9 protein-coding genes are annotated in these 10,186 nt (G+C 57.7%); 5 read left to right on the top strand and 4 right to left on the bottom strand.

What is annotated here, in order from left to right; all coding sequences use genetic code 11:
• Positions 1-138: 138 nt before the first annotated feature.
• Both tkt and tal read right to left on the bottom strand, forming a co-directional pair.
• Entirely contained in the window at positions 139-2,127 is a 1,989-nt protein-coding gene (gene tkt / locus ENTMO_RS0117555) for a transketolase (RefSeq protein WP_010433789.1), read from the bottom strand.
• A gap of 19 nt (positions 2,128-2,146) precedes the next feature.
• Positions 2,147-3,097, bottom strand: a complete 951-nt coding sequence (tal, locus tag ENTMO_RS0117550) for a transaldolase (protein ID WP_010433786.1) — start codon at positions 3,095-3,097, stop codon at positions 2,147-2,149.
• Positions 3,098-3,343: 246 nt separating this feature from the next.
• Here tal and maeB point away from each other — a divergent pair, with 246 nt between their 5' ends.
• On the top strand, positions 3,344-5,623 hold the full coding sequence (gene maeB / locus ENTMO_RS0117545; protein ID WP_010433785.1) for an NADP-dependent oxaloacetate-decarboxylating malate dehydrogenase: 2,280 nt from the start codon (positions 3,344-3,346) through the stop codon (positions 5,621-5,623).
• Positions 5,624-5,711: 88 nt separating this feature from the next.
• Here maeB and hemF read toward each other — a convergent pair whose 3' ends face one another.
• Positions 5,712-6,611 carry an oxygen-dependent coproporphyrinogen oxidase gene (gene hemF / locus ENTMO_RS0117540; RefSeq protein ID WP_010433783.1) on the bottom strand — a complete coding sequence of 300 codons (900 nt, stop codon included), beginning with the start codon at positions 6,609-6,611 and terminating at the stop codon, positions 5,712-5,714.
• Complete coding sequence (amiA, locus tag ENTMO_RS0117535) at positions 6,611-7,486, bottom strand: N-acetylmuramoyl-L-alanine amidase AmiA (RefSeq protein WP_010433780.1); 876 nt, start codon at positions 7,484-7,486, stop codon at positions 6,611-6,613. The genes hemF and amiA overlap by 1 nt, the downstream gene beginning before the upstream one ends.
• Before the next feature lie 212 nt (positions 7,487-7,698).
• Between amiA and ENTMO_RS0117530 the strand changes: the two genes are divergently transcribed.
• The 4 genes from ENTMO_RS0117530 to ENTMO_RS24280 form a co-directional block, all read left to right on the top strand.
• Positions 7,699-8,124, top strand: a complete 426-nt coding sequence (locus tag ENTMO_RS0117530; protein ID WP_003861292.1) for a GNAT family acetyltransferase — start codon at positions 7,699-7,701, stop codon at positions 8,122-8,124.
• Positions 8,111-8,560, top strand: coding sequence for a DUF2919 domain-containing protein (locus ENTMO_RS0117525; RefSeq protein ID WP_010433777.1), 450 nt, complete (start codon positions 8,111-8,113; stop codon positions 8,558-8,560). Before ENTMO_RS0117530 ends, ENTMO_RS0117525 begins: the two co-directional genes overlap by 14 nt.
• A 63-nt stretch (positions 8,561-8,623) precedes the next feature.
• On the top strand, positions 8,624-9,199 hold the full coding sequence (locus ENTMO_RS0117520; RefSeq protein WP_010433775.1) for an RpoE-regulated lipoprotein: 576 nt from the start codon (positions 8,624-8,626) through the stop codon (positions 9,197-9,199).
• Between the two features lie 92 nt (positions 9,200-9,291).
• On the top strand, positions 9,292-10,186 hold an 895-nt coding region (locus ENTMO_RS24280; protein ID WP_010433773.1), incomplete at its 3' end, for a Dyp-type peroxidase.

The raw sequence follows: 10,186 nt of genomic DNA, 5'->3' as shown, positions 1-10,186 counted from the left end.
GTGGCGGCTTCGCCTTACCCGGCCTACGAATCCTGCGGTATGTGACAATGTGCCGGGTGGCGGCTGCACCTTACCCGGCCGACGACACTTCGAACCGTAGGCCCGGTAAGCGTAGCGCCGCCGGGCACGCAGGCCGCACTAGATCACGCTCAGCGCTTTCTCCACCACGTTCTCAACGGTAAAGCCGAAGTAAGGGAACAGCTTATCGGCAGGGGCGGACTCACCGTAACCCCGCATGCCAACAATCGCCCCTTTGAGCCCGACATATTTGTACCAGTAGTCGGCAATACCGGCCTCCACCGCCACGCGCGCCGCGACGCTGGACGGCAGGACCGATTCCCGGTACGCCTCATCCTGTGCATCAAAAATATCCGTGGAAGGCAGAGAAACCACGCGCACCGCGTGTCCTTCGGCGGTCAGTTTCTCCGCGGCTTTCACCGTGATTTCCACCTCGGAACCGGTGGCAATCAGGATCACGTCCGGCTTGCCGCCGCTGTCTTTCAGGATGTAGCCGCCGCGGGCGATGTTTTTCACCTGCTCCGGGGTGCGCTCAATCTGCGCCAGGTTCTGGCGCGACAGAATTAATGCCGTTGGTCCGTTGTGGCGTTCCACCGCCAGCTTCCAGCCCACCGCCGCTTCGACCTGGTCACACGGGCGCCAGGTGCTGAAGTTCGGCGTCAGGCGCAGGCTCGCCAGCTGTTCAACCGCCTGGTGCGTCGGCCCATCTTCCCCCAGCCCGATGGAGTCGTGGGTATAAACCATGATTTGCCGCGCCTTCATCAGCGCCGCCATGCGCGCCGCGTTACGGGCGTACTCGACGAACATCAGGAAGGTGGCAGTGTAGGGCACAAAGCCGCCGTGATGGGCGATGCCGTTGGCAATGGCCGTCATCCCGAACTCGCGCACGCCGTAGTGGATGTAGTTCCCGGCAATGTCCTCTTTCAGCGATGTCGAGCCGGACCAGATGGTCAGGTTACTCGGCGCCAGATCCGCCGAGCCGCCCAGCAGTTCGGGCAGAATAGGACCTATTGCGTTCAGGGTATTTTGCGACGCCTTACGGGTGGCAATTTTCGCCGGGTTGGACTGCAGGTTTTCAATCAGCGCCTGGGTTTTATCGTCCCAGTCTTCCGGCAGGCCGCCGCTCATGCGGCGTGAAAACTCGGCCGCCAGCTCCGGATGCGCTTTTTTGTAGGCGGCAAATTTTTCGTTCCAGGCGTGCTGGGCTTTCTCACCGTCTTCGCGGGCATCCCAGGCTCTGTAGATCTCTTTCGGGATCTCAAATGGCGGGTATTTCCAGCCCAGCTTCTGCCGGGTCAGCGCCACTTCTTCGTCACCCAGCGCCGCGCCGTGCGCCTCCTCTTTGCCCGCCTTGTTCGGTGAGCCGAAGCCGATGACCGTGCGGCAGATAATCAGGGACGGTTTGTCCTTCACGCTCTGCGCTTCCTGAATCGCTTTTTTCACGGCCTCAGGGTCGTGACCGTCAATCTCATGCACCACGTGCCAGTGGTAGGCTTCGAAGCGTTTTGCCGTGTCGTCGGTAAACCAGCCTTCGGTTTCCCCGTCAATGGAGATGCCGTTGTGATCGTAAAACCCGATCAGCTTGCCGAGTCCCAGCGTGCCCGCCAGCGAGCAGACCTCGTGCGAAATCCCCTCCATCAGGCAGCCGTCACCCATAAACACGTAGGTGTAGTGGTCAACAATCTCTTGGTCCGGCTGGTTAAACTGCGCCGCCAGCGTGCGTTCGGCAATCGCCAGCCCGACCGCATTGGCCAGCCCCTGGCCGAGCGGGCCGGTGGTGGTTTCTACACCTGGCGTATAGCCAATTTCCGGGTGGCCCGGCGTTTTGGAATGCAGCTGGCGGAAGTTTTTTATCTCCTCAAGCGGCAGGTCGTAGCCGGAAAGATGCAGCAGGCTGTAGAGCAGCATCGATGCGTGACCGTTGGAAAGAATAAATCGGTCGCGATCGTACCAGGTGGGGTCATTCGGGTTGTGCTTCAGGAAGTCGTTCCACAACACTTCGGCAATATCGGCCATGCCCATCGGTGCGCCGGGATGGCCGGAATTGGCTTTCTGCACGGCATCCATGCTGAGGGCGCGAATGGCATTGGCGAGCTCTTTACGGGACATAGTTCACTCCGTGGCAAGGTTAAAGTTTGGCGGCAAGAAGATCTTCGAGTTTGCGCTGGTCGACGGCGAACTGGCGGATGCCATCCGCGAGCTTGTCGACGGCCATTGCGTCCTGATTGTGCTCCCAGCGGAACTCCGCTTCGGTCATGGCTTTCGGTTTTGGCAAAACGGTGGAGGTCGGCACCAGCTTGCGGATCACCGTCTCTTCTTTGTCCTGAAGCTCCTGGAGCAGGTTAGGGGAGATGGTCAGACGGTCGCAGCCTGCCAGGGCGAGGATCTGCTCGGTACGGCGGAAGCTGGCCCCCATCACGATGGTTTCGTAGCGGTGCTGTTTGTAGTAGTCGTAGATATTACGGACCGATTTAACGCCCGGATCCTCATCCACCACGTACGGATCCATCGGCTGTTTTGCCTGATACCAGTCGTAGATGCGCCCGACAAACGGCGAGACGAGGAATACGCCCGCTTCGGCACAGGCGCGCGCCTGGGCAAAGGAGAACAGCAGCGTCAGGTTGCAGTGAATGCCCTCTTTTTCCAACACCTCCGCGGCGCGAATGCCTTCCCAGGTCGACGCGAGCTTAATCAAAATGCGTGATTTATCGATCCCCTGCTCCTGGTAGAGTTCCACCAGGCGGCGGGCTTTGTTAATGCTTTTTTCTTTATCAAACGAGAGGCGAGCGTCCACCTCGGTCGACACGCGCCCCGGAATGCTTTTCAGAATTTCTGCACCAAAATTAACTGCCAGCTTGTCGCTGGCTTCGGCGACCTGCTGCTCCTGCGTTTTCCCGCGCTGCTTACCGTAGGCAATGGCGTCATCAATCAGATGACTAAAATGGGCAAGCCCGGCCGCCTTGAGCAGCAGCGAAGGGTTGGTGGTCGCGTCTTCCGGCTGGTAGTGGCGAATCGACTCGATATCACCGCTGTCTGCAACCACGGTGGTGAATTGTTTGATGCCGTCTAGCTGGTTCATAAATCATTACTCCTTGGAAATAAAAGAGTTAGATGAGTGCGTTAGTTCACACTTCTGAGAAAATCATGATGGACTTAACAAAAAAGCATAGCAGACGGGGGAAGCATTGCTTTTGAGACGGGTAACATGGCTGTTATAAATTGATAACAATTTTTAATGTGTGATGGTGAGAGTTTGGCAGCCTTCAAAGTTTATGCGCTGTCCTGCGGCGATACTATCTGACCGATACGTAAAAGGAATAACAAGATGGACGATCAGTTAAAACAGAGTGCCCTCGATTTTCACGAGTTTCCTGTCCCGGGCAAAATCCAGGTTTCCCCTACCAAACCGCTGGCGACCCAGCGCGATCTGGCGCTGGCCTATTCGCCAGGCGTCGCTGCGCCGTGTCTGGAAATCGAAAAAGACCCGCTGGCAGCCTACAAATACACCGCGCGCGGCAACCTTGTCGCCGTTATTTCTAACGGTACGGCGGTGCTGGGGCTGGGCAACATTGGCGCGCTGGCCGGTAAACCGGTGATGGAAGGGAAGGGCGTTCTGTTCAAGAAATTCGCCGGTATCGACGTGTTTGATATCGAGGTGGACGAACTCGATCCCGATAAATTCATCAACGTGGTGGCTGCGCTGGAGCCGACCTTCGGCGGGATCAACCTGGAAGACATCAAAGCGCCGGAATGTTTCTATATCGAGCAGAAGCTGCGCGAGCGTATGAACATTCCCGTGTTCCATGATGACCAACACGGGACCGCGATTATCAGTACCGCCGCCATTCTGAACGGCCTGCGCGTGGTCGAGAAAAATCTCTCCGACGTGCGCATGGTGGTCTCCGGCGCGGGCGCGGCGGCGATTGCCTGTATGAACCTGCTGGTGGCGCTGGGTATGCAGAAACACAACATTGTGGTCTGCGATTCCAAGGGCGTTATCTATAAAGACCGCGAGCCGAACATGGCGGAAACCAAGGCGGCGTACGCGGTGGAAGACGACGGCAAACGCACGCTTGAGGACGTTATTGACGGCGCAGATATCTTCCTCGGCTGTTCCGGCCCGAAAGTGCTGACTCAGGAGATGGTGAAGAAGATGGCGCGTGCGCCAATGATCCTGGCCCTGGCGAACCCGGAGCCGGAAATCCTGCCGCCGCTGGCGAAAGCGGTGCGTGAAGATGCCATTATCTGCACCGGTCGTTCGGACTACCCGAACCAGGTGAACAACGTGCTCTGCTTCCCGTTCATCTTCCGCGGCGCGCTGGACGTCGGCGCAACGGCGATCAACGAAGAGATGAAGCTTGCCGCCGTTCATGCCATCGCGGAGCTGGCGCACGCCGAGCAGAGTGAAGTGGTCGCGTCTGCGTACGGCGATCAGGATCTGAGCTTTGGCCCGGACTACATCATTCCAAAACCGTTCGATCCGCGTCTGATTGTGAAAATTGCGCCAGCCGTTGCCAAAGCGGCGATGGACTCCGGCGTGGCGACGCGACCGATTCAGGATTTCGACGCTTACGTCGATAAGCTCACCGAGTTCGTCTACAAAACTAACCTGTTCATGAAGCCGATCTTCTCTCAGGCGCGTGCCGACGCGAAGCGCGTGGTGCTGGCGGAAGGGGAAGAGGCGCGCGTGCTGCACGCCACCCAGGAGCTGATCACCTTAGGGCTGGCGAAGCCGATCCTGATTGGTCGTCCGAGCGTCATCGAGATGCGCATTCAGAAGCTGGGCCTGCAGATTAAGCCGGGCGTCGACTTCGAGATCGTTAATAACGAATCCGATCCGCGCTTCAAAGAGTACTGGAGCGAATACTACGCGATCATGAAGCGCCGTGGGATCACCCAGGAGCAGGCGCAGAAAGCGGTCATCAGCAACACCACGGTGATCGGCGCGATCATGGTGCATCGCGGCGAGGCGGATGCGCTGATCTGCGGCACCATTGGCGATTACCACGAGCACTTTAGCGTGGTGCAGGAGATCTTCGGCTATCGTGACGGCGTCCATACCGCCGGGGCGATGAACGCGCTGCTGCTGCCAAGCGGCAACACCTTTATTGCTGACACCTACGTTAACGACGATCCGACCCCGGACGAGCTGGCGGAGATCACCGTGATGGCCGCCGAGACCGTGCGCCGCTTTGGTATCGAGCCGAAGGTGGCGCTGCTGTCGCACTCAAACTTTGGTTCGTCTAAATCCGCGGCGGCCTGCAAAATGCGTCAGACGCTGGAGCTGGTGCGCGAGCGTGCGCCGGAGCTGATGATAGACGGGGAGATGCACGGCGATGCGGCGCTGGTGGAGAGCATCCGCAACGAACGTATGCCGGACAGCCCGCTGAAGGGATCGGCCAACATACTGATTATGCCAAACGTGGAAGCGGCGCGTATCAGCTATAACCTGCTGCGCGTCTCCAGCTCTGAAGGGGTGACCGTAGGACCGGTACTGATGGGCGTGGCGAAACCGGTGCATGTGTTAACGCCGATTGCCTCTGTGCGTCGTATCGTGAATATGGTGGCGCTGGCGGTGGTTGAGGCGCAAACGCAGCCTCTGTAATTAACCCCACCCCTCACCCTAACCCTCTCCCAAAGGGAGAGGGAATTTATACTCCCTCTCCCTTTGGGAGAGGGCAGGGGTGAGGGGGTTACACCCAGTCCCGAACCTGAATAAACTCACGCAAGGCAGCCTCCGGGCTGCCTTCTTTTGGTTCGTAGCTGTACTCCCACCGCACCAGCGGCGGCATCGACATCAGAATCGACTCCGTGCGCCCGCCGGTCTGCAGGCCGAACAGCGTCCCGCGATCCCACACCAGGTTGAACTCCACGTAGCGGCCGCGGCGGTAAAGCTGGAACTCACGCTCGCGCACGCCGTAGTCGGTGTTTTTACGGCGTTCGACGATGGGCAGATAGGCGTCGGTATAGCCTTCGCCTACCGCGCGCATAAAACTGAACGCGGTATCAAAATCCGGCGTGTTGAGATCGTCAAAGAACAGCCCGCCGATGCCGCGCTGTTCGTCGCGGTGCTTCAGGTAAAAGTAGTCATCACACCACTTTTTAAATTTCGGGTAGATGTCTTCGCCAAACGGCAGACAGAGATCGCGCGCGGTAGTGTGCCAGTGCACGGCATCCTCTTCGAAGCCGTAATAGGGCGTTAAATCGAAACCGCCGCCAAACCACCAGACCGGGTCGGCCCCCGGTTTTTCGGCAATGAAAAAGCGCACGTTGGCGTGGCTGGTCGGCACAAACGGGTTGTGCGGATGCACTACCAGCGAGACGCCCATCGCTTCGAAGCTGCGGCCCGCCAGCTCAGGGCGATGCGCCGTCGCAGACGCGGGCATCGCGTCGCCGTGAACGTGGGAAAAATTGACGCCCGCCTGTTCGAAGATGCCGCCGTTACGCAGCACCCGGCTGCGCCCGCCGCCGCCCGCTTCGCGCTGCCAGTTATCCTCCTGAAATTCACCGCCGTCTACGGCGGCCAGTTTCCGGCAAATATCATCCTGCAGCTGCAGCAGGAATTTTTTGACCAGCTGTGCATTGGGTTTCATCAACGTTTCCTGGAGTGCGCTTTTTGGTTATCGAACCAGTTGAAGTAGCTGATAATGCCGGAGGCGATGGCGTTGGCGATCTTCTGGCGGAACGCCGTGGTGCCGAGCAGCCGCTCTTCTTCCGGGTTGGTAATAAAAGAGGTTTCCACCAGCACCGACGGAATCGACGGCGATTTCAGCACCACAAACGCCGCCTGCTCGGTGCCTTTACTGTGCAGACGATGCACCGGCTTAATCTTCTTCAGGATATGCGAGCCGAGCGTCAGGCTGTTTTTGATGGTGTCCGTCTGCACGAGGTCGAACAGCACCTGCTGCAACAGATGGTCTTTATCGGTGGCTTTCTTTCCGGCGACCTCATCCGCCCGGTTTTCGCGGTCGGAGAGGTATTTTGCCATGGCGCTACTGGCACCACGGTTGGAAAGCGCAAACACCGATGCGCCTGCTGCCGAAGGGTTGGTAAAGCCGTCTGCGTGGATCGACATAAACAGATCCGCGCCGTGCTGGTGGGCGATCTCCACGCGGTCGTACAGCGGAATGAAGGTGTCCCCGGAGCGCGTCAGGCGGGCGTCAATGCCGTTGCTGCGTAAAATCGATCGCACATTTTTTGCAATCGCCAGCACGACGTGTTTTTCTTTCGACCCGTTTTTGCCGATGGCGCCGGTATCGATGCCGCCGTGGCCCGGATCGAGCATCACCAGACGCTTCGCGCCCGGCTTTTTGGCTTTCGGTTTACTGTGCCCGTTGCTGGTTTTAAGCGTGCTCTCGTCTTTTGCCTGAGCCTGCTTAGCGATGCCCGTTAACGTTAAGGCCGCCAGCCCCGCTTTGAGAGCCTGACGACGCGATGTGAGTGCTTTTAATGGTTTGAATGTGCTCATGCGGCCTGAATAGTAAAAATTGCGATCCTGGTGTTATATCGTATCGTGATTACCGTTACGACAGTCCTTATTGATAATTGTTTTACTTTTCATTTCAATACGTGACAAAGTGACATTATGCCAAATTTTGGCGAGATTTTCCCCGGTTATTGGCTAAACGCAGGGTTCACGCCATAATCACTGTTTTTAAACCCAAAAAGGCGGTTAATACCATGGAGATACGCGTTTTTCGCCAGGAAGATTTCGAAGAGGTGATTACCCTTTGGGAGCGCTGCGATCTGCTGCGTCCGTGGAACGACCCGGAAATGGACATCGAACGTAAGGTGAATCACGACGTCAGTTTGTTTCTGGTCGCGGAAGTGAACGGTGAGGTTGTCGGTACGGTGATGGGCGGTTACGACGGCCACCGCGGTTCGGCCTATTATCTGGGCGTGCATCCGGAATACCGGGCGCGCGGCATTGCCAATGCGCTGCTCAATCGCCTGGAAAAGAAACTCATCGCTCGCGGCTGTCCGAAAATTCAGATTATGGTGCGAGAAGATAACGACGTGGTGCTGGGCATGTATGAGCGTCTGGGCTACGAGCACGCTGACGTGCTGACTCTGGGCAAGCGTTTGATCGAAGATGAAGAGTACTGAGATCCATCCGGCTGACTATGACGCGCAGGGCCGCGTCAGGCTGCCTTTTCTGTTCTGGTGCGTTCTGCTGTTACAGGCCCGCACCTGGGTGCTGTTTGTAATGGCCGGAGCGTCGCGCGGGCAGGGCGACACGCTGCTGAATCTCTTCTATCCCGATCACGATGCATTCTGGATCGGATTACTGCCGGGCATTCCGGCCGTACTGGCGTTTTTGGTCAGCGGACGGCGGCATCTGATCCCTCGCTTTTGGGGCGCGCTTCGCTGGCTGCTGATCCTTGCCCAAATTGCGCTGCTCTTCTGGCAGCCGGTACTTTGGTGGTACGGTGAGCCGCTCACGGGCATCGGTATTGCGCTGGTCGTTGCCGATATCGTGGCGCTACTGTGGCTGCTGACCAATCCTCGCCTTCACGCCTGTTTTAGGCATCAGGATGATTAATTCGGCACTTTTTGCCGAAGTCGCACTCCAACAAGCGTTGATTTAATTAGAAAGGACGTTTCAATGAAATCGCTGCGTTTACTTTTATGCGCTCTTCCGCTGGCGTTGACCGGCTGTTCGACGCTCTCCTCTATTAACTGGTCTTCTGCGTATCCGTGGAACTGGTTTGGTTCTTCCACCGAAGTGACCGAGCAGGGCGTAGGAAAAATTACCGCGTCAACCGCGCTGGATCAGGATGCCATTCAGGATGCCCTGAGCAGTGATTATCGCCTGCGCAGCGGCATGAAAACCGAAAATGGCAATATCGTGCGTTACTTCGAAGCGCTGAAGGGTGACACGCTGGCGCTGGTGATTAATGGTGATAAAGGCACGGTAAACCGTATCGCGGTGATGGATGAAGACATTCCAACCGCAACCGGTGTGAAAGTGGGGACCCCGTTTAGCGATCTCTATAAACAGGCGTTCGGCAACTGCACCAGCGTGCCGTCTGACGACAAGGTTGCTGTGGAATGTAAGGCTGAAGGCAGCCAGCACATCAGCTACCTGTTCACCGGAGAGTGGAGCGGTCCGGAGGGGTTAATGCCATCTGACGACACGCTGAAAAACTGGAAAGTGAGCAAAATACTCTGGAAGCAGTAATTTGCGCCTGAACAAACCGTCTTGCTGAAATCCGGGTATAATAGCCGCCATCAATGCCACGCTGACGTGGCATCTTTATTTCAGGAGGAGCGATGTCTCAGGTTCAGAGTGGCATTTTGCCAGAACATTGCCGCGCGGCGATTTGGATTGAAGCCAATGTTAAAGGGGACGTGGATGCCCTGCGTGCGGCCAGTAAAGTGTTCGTTGATAAACTGGCGACCTTCCAGGCTAAATTCCCGGAAGCCCACCTCGGTGCCGTTGTCGCCTTTGGCAATAACGTCTGGCGTCAGCTGAGCGGTGGCGAAGGGGCGGAAGAGTTAAAAGACTTTATCCCTTACGGCAAAGGCCTTGCACCTGCCACGCAGTACGACGTGCTGATCCACATTCTTTCCCTGCGTCACGACGTGAACTTCTCCGTAGCCCAGGCTGCTGTTGAGGCCTTTGGCGACAGCATCGAGGTGCAGGAAGAGGTTCACGGCTTCCGCTGGGTGGAGGAGCGCGATCTGAGCGGCTTCGTTGACGGCACCGAAAACCCGGCAGGCGAAGAGACGCGTCGCGACGTGGCGGTGATCAAAGACGGTGTTGATGCAGGTGGCAGCTACGTGTTCGTGCAGCGCTGGGAGCACAACCTCAAGCAGCTTAACCGCATGAGCGTGCACGACCAGGAGATGATGATTGGCCGAACCAAAGAAGCCAACGAAGAGATCGACGGCGATGACCGTCCCGTTACCTCTCACCTGACCCGCGTTGACCTCAAAGAAGACGGAAAAGGGCTGAAGATTGTCCGCCAGAGCCTGCCGTACGGTACGGCCAGCGGCACGCACGGCCTTTACTTCTGCGCCTACTGCGCGCGCCTGTATAACATTGAACAGCAGCTGCTGAGCATGTTTGGTGATACCGACGGCAAGCGCGACGCCATGCTGCGCTTCACGAAACCGGTGACCGGCGGCTACTACTTCGCCCCGTCCGTTGAGCGCCTGCTGGCGC

It is taken from the genome of Enterobacter mori LMG 25706 (genome assembly GCF_000211415.1).
Lineage (GTDB): Bacteria > Pseudomonadota > Gammaproteobacteria > Enterobacterales > Enterobacteriaceae > Enterobacter > Enterobacter mori.
The sequence above is the reverse complement of the archived record's forward strand: the minus strand, read 5'-3'. Positions and strand labels throughout refer to the sequence as shown.

Excerpts from the sequence above, each read along its gene's own strand:
- tkt (WP_010433789.1), bottom strand. The coding sequence starts at position 2,127 with ATGTCCCGTAAAGAGCTCGCCAATGCCATTCGCGCCCTCAGCATGGAT.
- tal (WP_010433786.1), bottom strand. The coding sequence starts at position 3,097 with ATGAACCAGCTAGACGGCATCAAACAATTCACCACCGTGGTTGCAGAC.
- maeB (WP_010433785.1), top strand. The coding sequence starts at position 3,344 with ATGGACGATCAGTTAAAACAGAGTGCCCTCGATTTTCACGAGTTTCCT.
- hemF (WP_010433783.1), bottom strand. The coding sequence starts at position 6,611 with ATGAAACCCAATGCACAGCTGGTCAAAAAATTCCTGCTGCAGCTGCAG.
- amiA (WP_010433780.1), bottom strand. The coding sequence starts at position 7,486 with ATGAGCACATTCAAACCATTAAAAGCACTCACATCGCGTCGTCAGGCT.
- ENTMO_RS0117530 (WP_003861292.1), top strand. The coding sequence starts at position 7,699 with ATGGAGATACGCGTTTTTCGCCAGGAAGATTTCGAAGAGGTGATTACC.
- ENTMO_RS0117525 (WP_010433777.1), top strand. The coding sequence starts at position 8,111 with ATGAAGAGTACTGAGATCCATCCGGCTGACTATGACGCGCAGGGCCGC.
- ENTMO_RS0117520 (WP_010433775.1), top strand. The coding sequence starts at position 8,624 with ATGAAATCGCTGCGTTTACTTTTATGCGCTCTTCCGCTGGCGTTGACC.